The following is a 17062-nucleotide window of genomic DNA, read 5'->3' as shown; positions in this document are numbered from 1 at the left end:
GGATGGAATGTCACGGAATGGGACATATGACAACAGAACCCAAGCCGCCGACTCCGTCGTCGCCCCTGCTGACCGAACGTCAGGAGGCGCGCCGCCGTCGCATCCTGCACGCCAGCGCGCAGCTCGCCTGCCGCGGCGGTTTCGACGCGGTGCAGATGCGTGAGGTCGCCGAGAACTCCGGCGTCGCCCTCGGCACGCTCTACCGCTACTTCCCGTCCAAGATCCATCTGCTGGTCGCCACCATGCAGGACCAGCTCGGCCAGATGCACGAGACGCTGCGCAAACGTCCGCCGGTCACCGCGGAGCCGGCCGACCGGGTCGCCGAGACCCTGATGCGCGCCTTCCGCGCGATGCAGCGCGAACCGCATCTCGCCGACGCGATGGTCCGCGCCCTGACGTTCGCCGACCGTTCCGTGAGCCCCGAGGTCGACACCGTCTCCCGGCTCACCACCGCGATCATCCTGGACGCGATGGGCCTGGACGGTCCGCCCACCGCCGACCAGCTCTCCGCGGTCCGGGTGATCGAGCACACCTGGCACTCGGCTCTGGTGACCTGGCTCTCCGGCCGCGCCTCCATCGCCCAGGTGAAGATTGACATCGAGACAGTGTGCCGCCTCATCGATCTGACCGCGCCGGAGCGGCGCGCCTGAGGAGGCGCCCCGGGCGCATCGGCCCCGGGGACGGCGGGGCCCGCGAACGGCACTTCGAGGGCCGGCCCGGGACCTGGCCGGGCGGGCCAGGGGAATGTGCCGGCGGCACGGCCAGGAGAACCCTGTCGCACGCACATTCCCGGCGTGCGGGGGGCACATGGGCGCACCGAATGCGCCTCCGTGCATCTCCTTGGCCGGATTGCGGGGCCATCCCTGGCGAGATCGCGGGTACGAATGGGGTTGCTCGACGCACGGTCGGTCCACGGGGTTCTCTCGAAGGGGCAAATGTGATCCGGGTTTTACTGGTACATGACACATGGCTCATGCGATCCGCGCTCGCCGCCCTGTTGGGCAGGGAACACGACATCGAAGTGGTGGCCACGCCGTGGCGCAACGCACCAAGACGCGCGCGGTCGTTACGGCCTCAAGTGTGCGTCGTCGATGTGGAGTGTCCCGGCGCCGAACACGGCAACGTGGCCCAACTGACGGAGTTACAGGACCACGCGGTCGGCCAGGAGTGCGCGCTGCTCGTGCTGGCGACCGCGAGCCGTCCGGGTCTGCTGCGCCGCGCGTCCCAGGCGCGCGCGCTGGGGTTCGTCAACAAGGACGCAGCGCCGGAGGAACTGGTCCGCGGGATCCGGCGCGTCGCCAGGGGGGAACGTTTCGTCGACAATTCGCTCGCTTTTGATTTCCTCCAGGCGGCCGACATTCCTTTGACACCACGCGAGTTGAGCGTGCTGTCACTCGCCGCCGAGGGCGCGTCCATCGGCGAGATCGCCCGCGTCCTGCACCTGTGCAACGGCACCGTGCGCAACTACATGGCCGCGATCACCCGCAAGACGGGAGCCCGCAACCGGGTGGACGCCATACGAATATCCCGAGTGGCCGGCTGGCTGTGACCAGTTCCCCACCAGGTCCCGGTAGAGCGCGGACCGCTCGAGCAGCTCCTCGTGGCCGCCACAGACCGTGTGCGTGCCGTCCATGACCAGTACCCGGTCCGCGCGCCGCGCCGAGCTGATGCGGTGCGCGATCACGATCAGCGCTCCGCCCCCGGGGCGGAGCGCGAAAGCCCGTTCCGCTCGGGCCTCCGCCACCGGATCGAGATGACAGGTCGCCTCGTCCAGCAGCACCAGCGGGGCGGGCGACAGATAGGCGCGGGTCAGCGCCAGCAGCTGCCGTTCCCCCTGCGACAGGGTTCCCGGCTCGGCGGTGCCGTCCAACCCGCCCATCCGGTCCAGCAGTTCCGACATCCCGACCGCCTCGGCCGCCGCCCGCAGCCGGCTGTCCGGAACCGGCTCGGGTCCCGGGCAGAGATAGCCGAGGTTGTCGCGCACGGTTCCCGCGAACACGTACGCCTCCTGCGGGATCAGCACCCGCATCCCCGGCAGCTCCCCGGTGGGCCGCTCCCGCAGCGGCCGGCCGGCGAGCTCCACCACGCCCGCAGCCGGGCGCAGCAGTCCCCCGATGAGCCCCGCGAGGGTCGACTTGCCGATCCCGCTCGGCCCGACGACCGCCAGATGGCAGCCGCGCGGCACCACGAGGTCCAGCTCCCGCACCACGGGCTCGGCCAGTTCCCCGTAGGCGAAGGTGACACCGCGCAACTCCACGGCGGGCGCGGCGGGCGCGGCGGGCGCGGCGGGCGCGGCGGGATCATTCCGGGGGGCAGGCGCGTACGTTCCCGTCACCGCATCCACGACGGCAGCCGCGTCCCCTGTATCCCCCGCGTTCCCCGCGTCCTGTGCGGCGGTGCGCGGCGCCAGGCGTCCGAGGACGACGACGAACCGCGAGCCGGCCGTGCCCAATCCCTGGGTCAGGCTCTGGAGCGCGGGCAGCAGCGACTGGGTGAGGTAGGCGAGGGCGCCGACCAGCGCGCCCGCGGTCACTCCCCTGCCCAGCAGCCACGGGGCCGAGGCGAGCAGCAGGACGACGGGGAGCCGTCCGCCGACGCCCAGGGCCAGGGCGCGCAGCACTCCCCAGCGGGCGAGGACCCGTGACGCGCGGAACTCGGTGTCGATCCGCCGCGCGGCCTCCGCCGCCATCCGCTCCTCCGCGCCGCAGGCGGTGATGTCGCGCAGCCCGGCGGCCATCGCGCCCACGCTCTCCGCCACGTCCTCGTTCGCCGTGAGGAAGGCCGCTTGGCGCCGGTTCATCGGCCGCAGCGTCAGGCAGAAGAGCCCGAGCCCCACGAACAGCGGCGGTACGACGACGAGCAGCAGGACGGGAGCCAGCGAGAGCAGCCCGATGAGGGCCCCTGCGACGGTGAACAGGAAGGAGCGCGACACCATGACGAGCCCGGCGAACGTGTCACGGGCGATCTCCACCTGCTGGGTGAGCCGGGAGACGACCGCGGTGTCCGCGCGGTGCGGATCGCGTACGGCGTCGGCCAGGCCGCGGGCCACCACCCGTCGCACCAGGCCGTCGCGGAGCGGCTCCACCAGGGCCGCCACCGCACGGTAGACCCTGCCCGTGCCGAACGCGCCCGCCGCCACGGCCAGCGCGGCCAGCCCCAGCCAGCCGAGACCCACCCCGGCACGCCCCGCCAGGAACCCGTCGTCCAGGGCGCGCGCCAGAGCGAATCCGGTCAGAAACGTCTCGACCGCCTCCAGGACCGACCACCCGAGCAGCGCGGCCACCACGCGGGGCCGCCGCCGCAGGAAGCGGATCCCCTCGGCCCGCAGGCCGGAGGGCGACCGGTCGCCCCGCCGCGTCACCACGACCCCGCCTCCGCCCCTTCGCGGTCCTGATCCCCACCCGGTTCCGAATCGGAAGGAGCGTGGAAGACGGCCCGGTACTCCGGAAGCCGCCAGAGGTCGTCGTGCGGGGCGATGGCGCGGATGCGGCCGTCGTCGAGCCAGGCGACGAGATCGGCGCGGGCGGCGGTGGAGGCGCGGTGCGCCACGATCAGCCGGGAGCGGTCAGGGGTGGGGCTCAGCAGCGCGGCCGTGACCCGGAACTCGGTGACCGTGTCGAGGCTGGACGTCGCGTCGTCGAGGATCAGCAGCCGGCCCGGGTGGGCGAAGGCGCGGGCGAGGCCCAGCCGCTGCGACTCGCCGCCGGACAGGAAGGCGTCACCGCAAGGTGTGGCGTAACCCGCCGGCAAGAGGCGGATGAAGCTGTCGGCGCAGGCGGTGCGGGCGGCCTCGGTGACGGCGGCCCCGCCGGGCTCGGGGATGCCGAAGGCGATGGTGCCGCCGATGGTGCCGCCGAGCAGGGCGGGCCGTTCGAAGGCGTAGCCGACGGCGCCGCGCAGTTCGTCACGGGAGAGTGCGGAGAGCGGAACGCCGTCGAGCACGACGGTTCCCCGGTCCGGGTCGGCGAGCCGTCCGGCGATCGCGGCCAGCACGGACTTGCCGGTGCCGGACCGTCCGACGACGGCCACGGACGTGCCGCCGGGCAGCGTCAGGTCGAGGTCGTCCAGGACGGCGCGGTCGCCGCGTACGGCCGTGATGCCGCGCAGTTCGAGCCGTCCCGTGCCGCCGGCCGGGAGCTGTCCGCGCCCGTACGCGGTGGCCGGTTCCACGAGCAGGTCGGCGAGCCGCCGGGCGGCGGTGCGGCTGCGGACCAGGCCGTTGATCTGGCCCACGGCCATGCCGAGCGCGGTGGCGAGCACGGCGTACCGCGAGGCGGCCAGCAGATCACCGACGCTCAAGTGCCCCTGGGCGACCCGGAGACCGCCGACCGCGAGGACGGCGATCTGCAGCAGCGGGACGATGATGGCGGCCTGGGCGTTGGAGCGGCCCTGCACCTGCCACATCCGCATCCCCTGGCGGCGCAGTTCCGGCAGCGGCTCCAGGACCCGGGCGATCTCGCGTTCGGTGGTCGCGGCGGCGGCGATGGTGCGGGCGCCGCCGAGCGCTTCGACGAGCCGGCCGGCGATGTCGCCCTGGGCGGTCTGGTAGCGCGCGACGCTGTCGGTGGCGCGGCGGACGAACGCCCGCAGGGTCAGGGCGAGGACCGGCAGTCCGGCGAGGAACGCGACGGCGAGCCAGGGGTCGATGAGGGCGAGCGCGACGAGTCCGCCGACCGGGGTGATCACGGTGGCGAGCAACGTGGCGAGCGCGGCCGGGGCGGCTCCGGCGTGCGCGGCGTTGCCGACGAGCCGGGCGACCAGGTCACCGGGCGGAAAGCGGGCGGTGGCGCGCGGTCCGGTGGCCAGTACATGGCGCAGCAGCCTGCCGCGTACCCACACGGTGCCGCGGGCGTTGGTGACGCCGGTGATCAGCCCGTCGGTGGCGTCGAGGAGGACCATGACGCAGATGAGGGCGGCACTCAGCAGGATCCAGTGGGTGGCCTGCGGGCCGCTGTCGCGGGTGAGGAGCAGGTCCAGGCTCCGGCCGAGGGCGGCCGGCAGGGCCAGTCCGATGAAAGCGGAGGCGGTGGTGCACAGGCAGAGCGCGGCGCTGCGGCCCGCGCTGTGCCGGACCGCCGCGCGCAGCAGCCGGTCGGCCTCGGCCGCGACGGACCCGGCGGACCCGGTAGCCGCGGTGGACGTCCCGGCGGATCCGGTGGCCGCGGTGGACGTCCCGGTGGGTCCGGTGGATGCGGTGGACGTCCCGGTGGACCCGCTGGTCTCCGTACCGGAGGAGGTCGCCATGTGGTGGAGGTCCTCACCTCGTTCGTGGTGACGGGTACGGCCCCGGGCGGCGTGAGGCCGCCCGGGACCGTGTCCGTGCTCAACTACCTACTGGTGTCACAGGCAGACAACAAGGCTGGCGTGACTGTTCGTGTCGCAGAGGAGGAGGCTCGCGGTGCTGAGATCGCCGCCACCGCCACCGCCGCCGTGGCCCTGAGGGGTTTCCATGCTCTGAAGGTCGAGAAGTGCCATGGTGTAGTCCTTTCGATCATGGGGACGGGGTTGTTGTTGTTCCGGCCCCGGTGAAGGGGCCGCTCTGGGGCCGCGTGAGCGGCGGGAGGAACGGGAGGGCCGCGGGCTGTTCGCCCAGTGCCGCGCCGAGCGCGAGCAGGCAGCCGGCCGTTCCGGTGTTGAGGTCCATCGACAGCCGCATCATCTGGTCACCGGGGAAGGCGAGATGACCCTGATAGGACATCGCGTACCAGGAGAGTGCGGCGATCTGGGCGGCGAGGTGGCCGGGGGCGGCGTCCGGAGCTGTGGTGCGGCCCAGGTGCAGGACCATGCCGGCCCGTCCGTTGAACAACCCGGACTGCGCGTAGAAGCGCGACCGCGCGGCGGGCAGGATGCCGGCCCGCGCCCGTTCGAACTCCTCGTCGGGGCGGTGCCCGAGGTAGTCGTCGAGGACCATGCCGATGCCGACGCTGCCCGCTCCGAGATAGGGCATGGTGCGGAAGCCCTCGTTGACGAGCCAGGTGCCCTCCCGGTCCTGGCCGCACTTGGCGAGGTCCTGGCGCAGCGCGGTCGCGGCGAGGTCGAGCAGATCGGGGGCGCCGGTCCGCTCGTACAGACGCAGGAAGAGCAGAGCGGAGCCGGTGGCGCCGCGCAGCAGCCCGGTGTGGGTGCCGGGCTCGCCGGCCAGCCGGTCGGCGAGCAACTGGGCTGCCTGCACGGCCTGGTCCCGCAGTCCGCTCTCGCCGGTGGTCCGGGACAGGTGCTCGAGGGCCAGGCCCACACCGGCGAGACCGCCGTACAGGTCGGGCACCAGCCGCTGCCACTTCTCGCCCAGTACGCGCTCGGTCAGATCCAGCGCGCGCGGGGTGTGGCCGAGCCGGTCGAGGACGAACGCGGTGCCGAGCAGACCGTCGTAGAGGCCGAGCAGGGTGCCGGGCGGTGGCGGGTCGGTGTGGCGCAGCAACCACTCCTCACCGGCTTCGTACCGCTCGGCGCCGGTCTCGGCGAGGGCGTACAGGACACCGGCGGCGCCGTGCGCCAGTCCGATTCCGCCGCCGTCGGAGAACTGGGCGACGTCGCCGGGGAACAGCCGGTCGTCGCGTTCCGGGGTCGCGGAGGCGAGGATCGCGGCGACCATCGAGTCGCGGCTGCGCGGCCAGTCGGCCGGCTCCACCGGTACGTACGGGGTGCGGCGGCGGGTGGCGGGGCCGGCGCTGGTGGGGGACCCGGTGGTGGTCTCACTAGTGGTCCCGATGATGGTCCCGACGGCTTCGTCGAGGAACTCCTTGGGCACCGGGAACTGTTCGGCGATCACGTCCGCCAGGTGTACGGCCTTGTCGCGGTCCACCACCAGCAGCGTCGTCATCGGCAGGAACAGCGCCAGCCGCAGACAGGCGAGCGCGTACCGGTCCACCTCGAAGCCCCTGCGGTCCGCCGGGGCGATGAAGCCGGGGTGGGCCATGGCCTGGCGGGTGTGCTCGTCGATGTGCGCGGCGGCCTCGAAGTCCAGCAGCGAGACGGTCCGTTCGTCGGTCCCGACCATGATGTTGAACATGTGCAGGTCGTTGAAGACCACGCCCCGGCCGTGCACGGCGGCGACGGCCTCCTCGACCGAGGCGTGGATGCGCAGCGCCCACTCGGTGTAGTCGGCGATCGCCGCGGGGTCGGGATCGACGGAGATCAGCGGATGGCGCTGGGCAAAGAACGAGTTGAGGGTGCGGCCCTCCAGGAAGTCCATCACCAGGAAGCGGTGGTCGCCCAGGACGAACCAGTCGCGGACCTCGGGGGCGACACCCAGCCCCGAGAGCCGTTCCAGGGCGGTCTTCTCGCGCTCCAGCCGGGCGACGGCGTCGGCCCCGTCGGCGGCCAGCCCGGCGTGCGGCCTGGCCTCCTTGAGGACGACCTTCTCGCCGGTCCGCACGTCCTGACCGGTGTAGACACCGCCGCCGTTGGAGAAGTGCAGGGCGCTCTCGATACGGTACGGGAGGTCGTTGGTGGTCGTGGCGTTGCGGGCGTCCAGGTGCGGCTGGAGGAACGCGGGCAGCGTCACCCACGGCGGGACGTGGAAGGCCGGCTCCCGCAGATCCGGTACGAGCAGCCCGTCGGCGTCCTCGACGGCGGGGACCAGCACACCCGACCCGTCCACGCAGTACCGCTGGACGAACCCGCCGTAGCGGACGTAGAGCGGTCCCTCGTTCCAGCGCAGGTCGCTGAGGATGTACGGGCCGGCCTCGCCGGCCAGCAGTTCTTCCAGCTCCCGCAGGATCGTGTGCAGCTGCTCTTCGTCCGCCGGGTAGATGGTGATGAACTTGCCGCTGGAAGCGCGCCCGGCGTACTTGGAGTTGCGCAGGTGCAGGGCGTACGGGCCCGGTACGAACTTGAACGGGATGCCGCGCGGGACGCAGTGGTCCCAAACCTTCGCGATGGTCTTCTCGGCGTTTTCCAGACACGCGGAGACATGGATCTTCCACCCCTGCGGGGGCGATCCGGGTCTGGGGACGCCATTGCCGTCCACCGGCGTGAAGTGCAGCCAGTCGCCGGAGCGTCCGGTGCGCCAGCCTTCGGGAACCGGCCGCTGGGCCGCCTCGTAGAGCGAGGAACCGGATCCCGTGTCGGATCCGGAGCCAGCGGACAAGCGGTCCGGGGTCTCGTAGAAATACCTGTCGACTAGGCAGAAGACCTCGTACCGCTTGTCCATGGCTCTCCCCCTCCGGCCGTGAGGTGTTGAGATTTTCACGTGGCCGAAACGGGGAACAGTCGCGTCCGTAACGAAACACCCGTGCAGAACGCACATGTGCGGAATGCACGAGTGTCCAACCGCAGGTCAGGAGCTGTTCTGACCTGCGGTTGGACAGCTGTTCCGCTACTCCTCGGGGGGGAAGACGGGCTCCCCGGTGGCGAGCAGGGTGATGGTGATCGCCTCCACCGGGCAGCTCTCGGCCGCCTCCAGCACCAGCTCGGAGGCGTCGGCCTCGGCGGACGTCGGGTGGGACTGCCGGGCGCTGTCGAGGGCGAAGCCGTCGGGGGCCGCGCTCACGCACATGCCGGAGCCGATGCAGACCGAGCGGTCCACCTCGATGTGCCAGCGGTCGCCCATCAGCCCTCCGCCCCCGCCGTACCGGCCCCCGGCCGGTAGCCGGCCGGCAGGTGGATCATCTTGTGTTCCAGGTACTCGCCGAACCCCTCGGGGCCGAACTCCCGGCCCACACCGGAGTTCTTGTAGCCGCCGAACGGGCCGAGCATGTCGAGACTGAAGGTGTTCACCGAGAACGTGCCGGTGCGGACCTGGCGGGCGACGTCGATGCCGTGCTCGACATCGGCGGTCCAGACGCTGCCGGAGAGCCCGAACTCGGAGTCGTTGGCGATCCGCAGCGCCTCGGCCTCGTCGTCGTACGGGAGCAGGCAGATGACCGGGCCGAAGATCTCCTCGCGGGCGATCCGCATGGAGTTGCTGACATCGCCGAAGAGCGTCGGTTCGACGTACCAGCCGGTGTCCAGGCCGGCCGGACGGCTGCCGCCGGTCAGGATCTTGGCGCCCTCCTCCTGGCCGATCCTGATGTAGTCGAGCGAGCGCTGCTGCTGGCGCTTGGCCACCAGCGGACCGACTTCGGTCGCCGGGTCGAGCGGGTCGCCGACGACCAGCGCGGAGGCGGCCGCCGCGAAGCGCTCGGCGATCTCGTCGTAGCGGGAGCGCGGCGCGAGGATCCTGGTCTGGGCCACGCACGCCTGGCCGTTGTTCATCCAGGCGGCCGAGGTGATGCCGGGGACGGCGGTGTCCAGGTCCACGTCCGGGAGGATGACGGCGGCGGACTTGCCGCCCAGTTCCAGGGTGACGCGGGTGAGGTTGCGGGACGCGACCTCCATCACCCGTCGGCCGGCCGCGACCGAGCCGGTGAACGACACCTTGTCGACGCCGGGGTGGCCGACCAGGTACTCGCTGACCTCGCGGTCGGCCGCCACGATGGACAGCACGCCCTCGGGCAGCCCGGCCTCCTTGGTGATCTCGGCCAGCACGTAGGCGTCGAGCGGGGTCTCCGGCGACGGCTTCAGCACGACGGTGCAGCCGGTGAGCAGCGCGGGCGCCAGCTTGGCGGCGGCGGTGAACTGCGGGACGTTCCACGGCACCACGGCCGCGACGACCCCGACGGGCTCGCGGCGGACCAGGATCGGGCCGAGGACGCCGGTGCGGTGCTCCTCGTAGGGGAAGTCGCGGGCGACGGTGATCGCCGCGTCCCAGACCATCATCGCGCCGAGCGCCTGGGCGAGGATGCTCCACGAGTAGGGCGAGCCGTTCTCGGAGCTGATGAGACGGCCTATCTCGTCGTACCGGACGGCGATCGCGTCCTTGATGCGGGTGACGACGGCGATCCGCTCGTCGAGCGTCATCCGCGGCCACGGGCCCTCGTCGAAGGCCTTGCGGGCGGTGGCGACGGCCCGGTCCACGTCGGCGCGGGAGGCGTGCGGCACCCGCCCGATGACCTGCTCGGTGTGCGGGGAGATGACCTCGATGGTCTCGCTGCCGAGCGGGTCCACCAACTCCCCGCCGATGAACAGCTGTCCGTGTTCGATGAGGTCGGTCATTACTGGTGCCTCCTGCGGGTCGGCCCATACCTGACGCTGTTTCAGAACTGATACCAGTTCTAGTTATAGTGGGCAATGACTTCGTCGGCGAGAGGGGACCAGATGGTGCGCGTGACCGACCACGGCGGAGGGGTCTGGAGCATCCCGGTCCCGATCCCCGACAACCCCCTCGGCCACACGCTCGTCCATCTCCTGGACACCGACCGCGGTCCCGTACTGATCGACACCGGCTGGGACGACCCGGACTCGTACGCCGCGCTGGAGGCCGGCCTCGTCGAGGCGGGCACCTCCGTGCCCGAGGTGCACGGCGTCCTCATCACCCACCACCACCCCGACCACCACGGGCTCTCCGCGCAGGTCCGTGAGGTCTCCGGTGCCTGGATCGCGATGCACTCGGCCGACGCGGACGTCGTACGCCGCACCCGGTCCGCGGAGCCGGCCCGCTGGCTGACGTACATGACCGCCAAACTCACCGCCGCCGGCGCCCCCGAGGAGCACATCGCCCCGCTGCGCGCCGCCCGCGAATCGGGCCGCATGAGCACCCTGCCGGGGCTGCGGCCGGCGCTTCCGGACCGCGACATCGTCCCCGGCGAGCTCGTGGACCTCGCCGGGCGGCGGCTGCGCGCCATCTGGACGCCCGGCCACACCCCCGGGCACGTCTGCCTGTTCCTGGAGGAGAGCCGGCGGCTCTTCTCCGGCGACCATCTGCTGCCGGGGATCTCCCCGCACATCGGGCTGTACGAGGACCCCGACGACGAGGTCGAGACCGATCCGCTCGGCGACTACCTCGCCTCCCTGGAGCGCATCGGCCGGCTCGACCCCGACGAGGTGCTGCCCGCCCACCAGTACGCGTTCAAGGACGCGGCGGGCCGGGTGCGGGAGCTGCTCGACCACCACGAGGAGCGGCTGGCCGGGCTGCGGGCGCTGATCACCGAGTCGCCGCGGACGCCCTGGCAGCTCGCCGAGGTCATGGAGTGGAACCGCCCCTGGGAGCAGATCCCGTTCGGCTCCCGCAACATCGCCGTCTCCGAGGCCGAGGCCCATCTGCGGCGACTGGTGAAGGCCGGCCGCGCCGAGGCCGTCCCCGGCTCCGACCCGGTCACGTACCAGGCGGTCTGACGGAACGGGCGGCCGGGGCGCGGGCGGGCCGGGACCGGGAGCGCCACCCGCAGGGCATACGATGTTCGGGACAATTCCATCCACGTCCGAGCGGGGGAAGCCGGCGCGAATCCGGCACTGACCCGCAACCGTGAGCCGTCCCCCAGGGCAGGGGCGGCGAGTCGGAGTACCCGCGCGGACGGGAGCGGCTCCCGGTCCAGGCAAGCGCGGTGACCGGCACCGTCGAGGTAACGGAGCCGGAGCCCGGTGCCCCGCGCAGCGCGCGGGCTCGCAGCGGTGCGCCCGGCCACGCACCCGCTCAGCGAAAGGCATCAACCCCTCATGAACCTCCGTCGCAGCGCTGCCGCGCTCGCCGCCGCCACCGTGCTCGGTATGGCCGCGGTGCCCGCGGCCTCCGCCGACACCCCGCTGCCGTCCGGTCTCTACGGCACCGGGGACCCGACGTACGACGGGGTGTGGCGGCAGTCGTACGCGCTGCTGGCGCTGGACACCGCCGGGGTGAAGCCGGCCGACAGCGCCGTGGCCTGGCTCACCGGACAGCAGTGCGCCGACGGCGGCTTCCCCTCGTACCGGGCCGACACGGCGAAGGTCTGCGACCCCAAGACGGAGGACACCAACGCGACGGGCATCGCCGTGCAGGCGCTCACCGCACTGGGCGGCAAGGACTCCGCCGTGAAGAAGGCCACCGACTGGCTGGCGTCGGTGCGCAACAAGGACGGCGGCTGGTCGTACAACCCCGGCGGCGCCTCCGACCCGGACTCCACCGGGGTCGTGATCGGCGCGCTGGCGGCCGTCAAGCAGGACGTGAAGGCGTCGCAGGACAGCCTCAAGGCCTTCCAGTTCGGCTGCGACGCCAAGGCCGCCGACCGCGGCGCCTTCGGCTACCCGATGAACGGCAAGCTCACGGTGAACGCCAAGGCCACCGCCGACGCGGTGCGCGGCGCCCGCGGCGCGGGCTTCGTCATCACCGCGCCGACCGCGAACGTGGCCGCGAAGGCCCCGGACTGCGCCTCTCCCGACGCCTTCAAGACGCTCGACGCGGCCGGTTCGGCCTCGGCCGGCGCCGCGTACCTGACCACCCAGCTAGCCGCGGGCGGCGCGCACCTGACCGCCGTCACCCCGGGCGCGGACAAGCCGACCCCGGACTACGGCACCACCGCCGACGCCGTGATCGCGCTGGCCTCCGGCGGCAACCTCGACACCGCGAAGACGTCGTACGACTGGCTCGCGAAGAACTCCGCCGTCTGGTCGAAGGGCAACCCCGCGGCCCTGTCGCAGCTGGTCCTCGCCGCGCACGCGACGGGCAACGACCCGAAGAGCGCAGGCGGCGCGGATCTCGTCCAGCAGCTCACCAACCTCGGCCCGAAGCCGGCCGCCGCCGCGAGCGCGAGCCCGTCGGCTTCCGACAAGGCCGACAAGAAGGACGACAAGTCCGGCTCCGCCGCCACCTGGTGGATCGTCGGCGTCTTCTTCGTCGCCAGCGTCGGCGTCGGCTTCCTCATCAGCGGCCGCAAGAAGAAGCAGGGCTGATGCCGCGCCCCCGGCTGCGGGTACTCGCCGTCCTGCTGGCGCTCGGCGCGCTGCTCGCGGTCTCCGTCCTGCCCGCGCAGGCCACCGCGTACCGCTACTGGTCGTTCTGGCAGCGTTCCGGCGACACCTGGACGTACGCGCAGACCGGTCCCGCGCTGGACCGGCCCGACGACGGGGCCATGGAGGGTTGGCGCTTCGCGGCCGGCGCCGAGGCCCAGGACGCGTCGAAGCCGCGTGACGTCCCCGGCGCCACCACGTTCGCCGCGATCTGCGCGGGCACCCCGCCCAAGGGCGGCACCAAGCGCATCGCGCTCGTCCTGGACTTCGGCACCGCCGCCGACGCGGGCGGCGGCGCGGCGCCGCCCGCGCCCCGTACCGCCTGCGCCCAGGTCCCGGGTGACGCGACGGGCGCCGACGCGCTGGCCGCCGTCGCCAAACCGCTGCGCTACAACTCCGCCGGCATGGTGTGCGCGGTGGCCGGCTACCCGAAGACCGGCTGCGGCGAGCCCGTCTCGTCCGGCGGCGGTACGGGTACGACATCGACGTCGAAGACGCCCGCACCTCAGGCGTCGGGCGACGCCGGCGGCGATGGAAGTGACGACGGCGGCCCCTCGGTCGGCGTGTTCGCGGGTATCGCCGCCGTCCTCGCCCTCGGCGGGGCGGCCCTCTGGCAGGCCCGCCGCCGGCGCGGATGAACACCGGGGCACGACGGGAGACCGGCGGCCGCCGGGCCGCCACCGTCACCCGGTCGACCGCGCTGCACGCCGGGGCGTGGTGGCTGTGGGCGCTGGGGCTGGCGACGGCGGCGTCCAGGACCACCAATCCGCTGCTGCTCCTGCTGCTGGTCGCGGTCGCGGGCTACGTGGTGGCCGCCCGCCGCACGGACGCGCCGTGGGCGCGGTCGTACGGGGCGTTCCTGAAGCTGGGCCTGGTGGTGCTCGCGATCCGGTTGGCCTTCGCGGTGCTGCTCGGCTCGCCGATCCCCGGGACCCACACGCTCTTCACGCTGCCCGAGGTTCCGCTGCCCGACTGGGCGCGGGGCGTCAGGCTGGGCGGGAAGGTGACCGCGGAGGGTCTGCTGTTCGCGCTCTACGACGGCATGAAGCTGGCCACGCTGCTGGTCTGCGTGGGCGCGGCGAACGCGCTCGCCAACCCGGCGCGGCTGCTCAAGTCGCTGCCGGGCGCGCTGTACGAGGCGGGTGTCGCGGTCGTCGTGGCGATGACCTTCGCGCCGAACCTCGTCACCGATGTGCAGCGGCTGCGCGCCGCCCGCCGGCTGCGGGGGCGTGACGACCGCGGGGTGCGGGCGCTGCTCCAGGTCGGGCTGCCCGTCCTGGAAGGGGCGCTGGAGCGGTCGGTGGCGCTGGCCGCCGCGATGGACGCCCGCGGGTACGGCCGCTCCGCCGAGGTGCCGGCCGGGATACGCAGGACGACGGCCGCGCTGACGCTGGGCGGGCTGCTCGGGGTGTGCGCGGGGACGTACGCGCTGCTGTCCGCGTCCGGCGCCGGGTACGGCGTGCCGGTGCTGCTGCTCGGTCTGGTCTCGGCGCTGGCGGGGCTGCGGCTCGGCGGCCGGCGTTCGATCCGCAGCCGCTACCGGCCCGACCGGTGGGGCGCGCGGGCCTGGCTGGTCTCCGGCTCCGGGGTCGCGGTGGCGGCCCTGATGATCTGGGCCGCCTCGCACGATCCGCTCGCGCTGGCCCCGTCGACGATCCCGCTCGCCGCGCCCACGCTGCCCCTGTGGCCCGCGCTCGCGATCCTGATCGGGCTGCTGCCCGCGTTCGTCGCACCGCCCCCGGCCCGACCGCGGCCCGTCCCGGCCGCGCCCCGCATCGCTGCCCCGACGTCCACCGTCCCTGCCTCGACCTCGATCCTGAGGCCGCACTCGAAGGAGGACCGCACATGATCCGCTTCGAGCAGGTCTCCGTCCGCTACGACGGAGCCGCGGAGCCCGCCGTCGCCGGAGTGGACCTCACCGTCCCCGAGGGTGAACTGTGCCTGCTCGTCGGGCCGTCCGGAGTCGGTAAGTCGACTCTGCTGGGCGCGGTCTCCGGTCTGGTGCCGCACTTCACGGGCGGGGTCCTGCGCGGCCGGGTCACCGTCGCGGGCTGCGACACCCGTACCCACAAGCCGCGCGAACTCGCCGATGTCGTCGGCACGGTGGGACAGGATCCGCTCTCGCACTTCGTCACCGACACCGTCGAGGACGAGCTCGCCTACGGCATGGAGTCGCTCGGCCTGGCACCCGGCACGATGCGCCGCCGCGTCGAGGAGACCCTCGACCTGCTGGGCCTGGCCGAGCTGCGGGACCGGCCGATCGCCACGCTCTCCGGCGGCCAGCAGCAGCGCGTCGCCATCGGTTCGGTGCTCACCGTCCACCCCAAGGTGCTGGTGCTGGACGAACCGACGTCCGCCCTGGACCCCGGTGCCGCCGAGGAGGTGCTCGCCGTGCTCCAGCGGCTCGTCCACGACCTGGGCACCACGGTGCTGATGGCGGAGCACCGGCTGGAGCGCGTCGTGCAGTACGCGGACCAGGTGATCCTGCTGCCCGCCCCCGGCGCCGCCCCGGTGCAGGGCGCACCAGCCGACATCATGGCGATCTCACCCGTCCACCCGCCGGTGGTGGCGCTGGGCCGCCTCGCGGGCTGGTCGCCGCTGCCGCTGTCCGTACGCGACGCGCGGCGGAAGGCCGGACCGCTGCGTGAGCGTCTGGCGGGCCGTACTCCCCCGGCCGCGCCCGTGATCGCGCCCACCGCCGTACCGGTGGCGGCCCTCGACCGGCTCTCCGTCCGCCGCGGCAGGACCGAGGCACTGCGCCAGGTGTCGCTGGCGGTCCGCCCCGGCGAGACCGTCGCCCTGATGGGCCGCAACGGGGCGGGCAAGTCCACCCTGCTGTCCACCCTCGTCGGTCTGCACGCCCCTTCTTCCGGCACGGTGACGGTCGGCGGCCTGGTCCCGTCCCGGACGAGACCGGGCGAGCTGATCCGGCAGGTCGGCCTCGTCCCGCAGGAGCCGAGGGATCTGCTCTACGCGGACACCGTGGCCGGTGAGTGCGAGGCCGCCGACCGGGACGCGCACGCCGCGCCCGGCACCTGCCGCGCGCTGGTCACCGAACTCCTGCCGGGCGTCCATGACGCGACCCATCCCCGCGATCTGTCCGAGGGCCAGCGGCTGGCGCTGGCGCTGTCCGTCGTGCTGGCCGCCCGGCCGCCGCTGCTGCTGCTCGACGAGCCGACCCGCGGCCTGGACTACGCCGCCAAGGGCCGGCTGATCGCACAGCTGCGGGCGCTCGCGGCGGACGGCCATGCGATCGTGCTGGCCACGCACGATGTCGAGCTGGCCGCCGAACTCGCCCACCGGGTGGTGATCCTGGCCGACGGCGAGGTCGTCGCGGACGGCCTCACCGCCGAGGTCGTGGTCTCCTCCCCCGCCTTCGCCCCGCAGGTCTCCAAGATCCTCGCGCCGCTGCCCTGGCTGACCGTCCCGCAGGTCGCACCGGCCCTGGAGGAGTCGTCATGACACCTCCCGAGCCGAAGCTCCGCCCCGACCCGCAGGTACGTCCCATCCGGCTCGGTCCGCGGTCCGTCGTCGCGCTGGCGCTGATCTCCGCGATCGGCATCGCGCTCTTCGGCTGGCCGCTGCTCGCCGACCCCGGCACCGGCCTCGCGCACAGCAAGGACGCCCCCTGGCTCTTCGCCGCGCTGCTGCCGATGCTGATCGCGGTGGTCATCGCGACGATCGCGGACGGCGGGATGGACGCCAAGTCGATCGCCATGCTCGGGGTGCTGGCCGCTGTCGGGGCGGCACTGCGCCCGCTGGGCGCCGGTACGGCCGGCATCGAGCCGATGTTCTTCCTGATGGTGCTGTCGGGACGGGTGTTGGGCCCGGGTTTCGGTTTCGTGCTGGGGGCCGTGTCGATGTTCGCGTCCGCGCTGCTCACCGGTGGCGTCGGACCGTGGATGCCGTTCCAGATGCTCTCGATGGGCTGGGTCGCGATGGGCGCGGGGCTTCTTCCGCGCCCGGACACCCTGCGCGGCCGCGGCGAACTGGCGATGCTCGCCTGCTACGGCATCGTCTCGTCGATCTTCTACGGCACGGTCATGAACCTGCAGGGCTGGGTGACCATCGGCGGCCTGTCATCCGGGATCTCCTACGTCGGCGGCGATCCGGTCCTCGACAACCTCGGCCGTTTCGTCGCCTACTGCCTCGCCACGTCGCTCGGCTGGGACCTGCCGCGCGCCGCCGTCACCGCGGTCCTCACGCTCACGCTCGGCGCGACGATCCTCAAGGCCCTGCGCCGCGCGACGCGACGCGCCGCGTTCGACGTGCCGATCGGTTTTCAAACGCCGGACGGCTGAAGCAGCCCGTCCGGCGCTTG

General features: G+C 73.1%; 13 protein-coding genes, 1 pseudogene and 1 riboswitch. Of the genes and pseudogenes, 8 read left to right on the top strand and 6 right to left on the bottom strand.

Translation table 11 applies throughout. From position 1 onward, the window contains the following. Positions 1–26 precede the first annotated feature (26 nt). Complete coding sequence (locus AC07DC_RS33345; protein ID WP_478918232.1) at positions 27–650, top strand: TetR family transcriptional regulator; 624 nt, start codon at positions 27–29, stop codon at positions 648–650. Between the two features lie 323 nt (positions 651–973). Next, positions 974–1549, top strand: coding sequence for a response regulator transcription factor (locus tag AC07DC_RS33340; RefSeq protein ID WP_478918231.1), 576 nt, complete (start codon positions 974–976; stop codon positions 1547–1549). 270 nt (positions 1550–1819) lie between these two features. On the opposite strand, the pseudogene AC07DC_RS33335 reads toward AC07DC_RS33340, so the two are convergent. The 6 genes and pseudogenes from AC07DC_RS33335 to AC07DC_RS33310 all read right to left on the bottom strand — a co-directional run. Then, positions 1820–2689 (bottom strand): annotated as a pseudogene (locus tag AC07DC_RS33335) (ATP-binding cassette domain-containing protein); the annotation flags it as partial. A 668-nt stretch (positions 2690–3357) separates the two neighbouring features. Beyond that, entirely contained in the window at positions 3358–5244 is a 1887-nt protein-coding gene (locus tag AC07DC_RS33330; RefSeq protein ID WP_478918230.1) for an ABC transporter ATP-binding protein, read from the bottom strand. Between the two features lie 96 nt (positions 5245–5340). Further along, on the bottom strand, positions 5341–5451 hold the full coding sequence (locus AC07DC_RS33325) for a SapB/AmfS family lanthipeptide (RefSeq protein ID WP_478918377.1): 111 nt from the start codon (positions 5449–5451) through the stop codon (positions 5341–5343). Positions 5452–5491: 40 nt separating this feature from the next. Next, entirely contained in the window at positions 5492–8152 is a 2661-nt protein-coding gene (gene lanKC / locus AC07DC_RS33320; protein ID WP_478918229.1) for a class III lanthionine synthetase LanKC, read from the bottom strand. A 165-nt stretch (positions 8153–8317) separates the two neighbouring features. Then, positions 8318–8551, bottom strand: a complete 234-nt coding sequence (locus AC07DC_RS33315; RefSeq protein ID WP_478918228.1) for a ferredoxin — start codon at positions 8549–8551, stop codon at positions 8318–8320. After that, positions 8551–10035 carry an aldehyde dehydrogenase gene (locus AC07DC_RS33310; protein ID WP_478918227.1) on the bottom strand — a complete coding sequence of 495 codons (1485 nt, stop codon included), beginning with the start codon at positions 10033–10035 and terminating at the stop codon, positions 8551–8553. The genes AC07DC_RS33315 and AC07DC_RS33310 overlap by 1 nt, the downstream gene beginning before the upstream one ends. A 102-nt stretch (positions 10036–10137) precedes the next feature. Here AC07DC_RS33310 and AC07DC_RS33305 point away from each other — a divergent pair, with 102 nt between their 5' ends. The 6 genes from AC07DC_RS33305 to AC07DC_RS33280 all read left to right on the top strand — a co-directional run bounded on the left by AC07DC_RS33305 (position 10138) and on the right by AC07DC_RS33280 (position 17042). Continuing rightward, positions 10138–11154 (top strand): MBL fold metallo-hydrolase, encoded by a 1017-nt coding sequence (locus AC07DC_RS33305; RefSeq protein WP_478918226.1) that lies wholly within the window; start codon positions 10138–10140, stop codon positions 11152–11154. A gap of 65 nt (positions 11155–11219) precedes the next feature. After that, a riboswitch (cobalamin riboswitch) is annotated at positions 11220–11346 on the top strand. A 129-nt stretch (positions 11347–11475) separates the two neighbouring features. Continuing rightward, the gene (locus AC07DC_RS33300; RefSeq protein WP_478918225.1) at positions 11476–12684 is read left to right on the top strand and encodes a prenyltransferase/squalene oxidase repeat-containing protein; all 1209 of its coding nucleotides are present in this window, start codon (positions 11476–11478) and stop codon (positions 12682–12684) included. Then, positions 12684–13379 carry an SCO2322 family protein gene (locus AC07DC_RS33295; RefSeq protein ID WP_478918224.1) on the top strand — a complete coding sequence of 232 codons (696 nt, stop codon included), beginning with the start codon at positions 12684–12686 and terminating at the stop codon, positions 13377–13379. Before AC07DC_RS33300 ends, AC07DC_RS33295 begins: the two co-directional genes overlap by 1 nt. After that, complete coding sequence (locus AC07DC_RS33290; RefSeq protein ID WP_478918376.1) at positions 13352–14590, top strand: CbiQ family ECF transporter T component; 1239 nt, start codon at positions 13352–13354, stop codon at positions 14588–14590. Before AC07DC_RS33295 ends, AC07DC_RS33290 begins: the two co-directional genes overlap by 28 nt. After that, entirely contained in the window at positions 14587–16203 is a 1617-nt protein-coding gene (locus AC07DC_RS33285; RefSeq protein ID WP_478918223.1) for an ABC transporter ATP-binding protein, read from the top strand. Before AC07DC_RS33290 ends, AC07DC_RS33285 begins: the two co-directional genes overlap by 4 nt. Then, a complete protein-coding gene (locus tag AC07DC_RS33280) occupies positions 16200–17042 on the top strand; it encodes an ECF transporter S component (protein ID WP_478918222.1) in 843 nt (280 codons plus the stop codon). The genes AC07DC_RS33285 and AC07DC_RS33280 overlap by 4 nt, the downstream gene beginning before the upstream one ends. Positions 17043–17062 lie beyond the last annotated feature (20 nt).

It is taken from the genome of Streptomyces sp. NPDC045021 (assembly GCF_056432645.1).
This window is presented reverse-complemented; position numbering and strand designations above follow the sequence as displayed.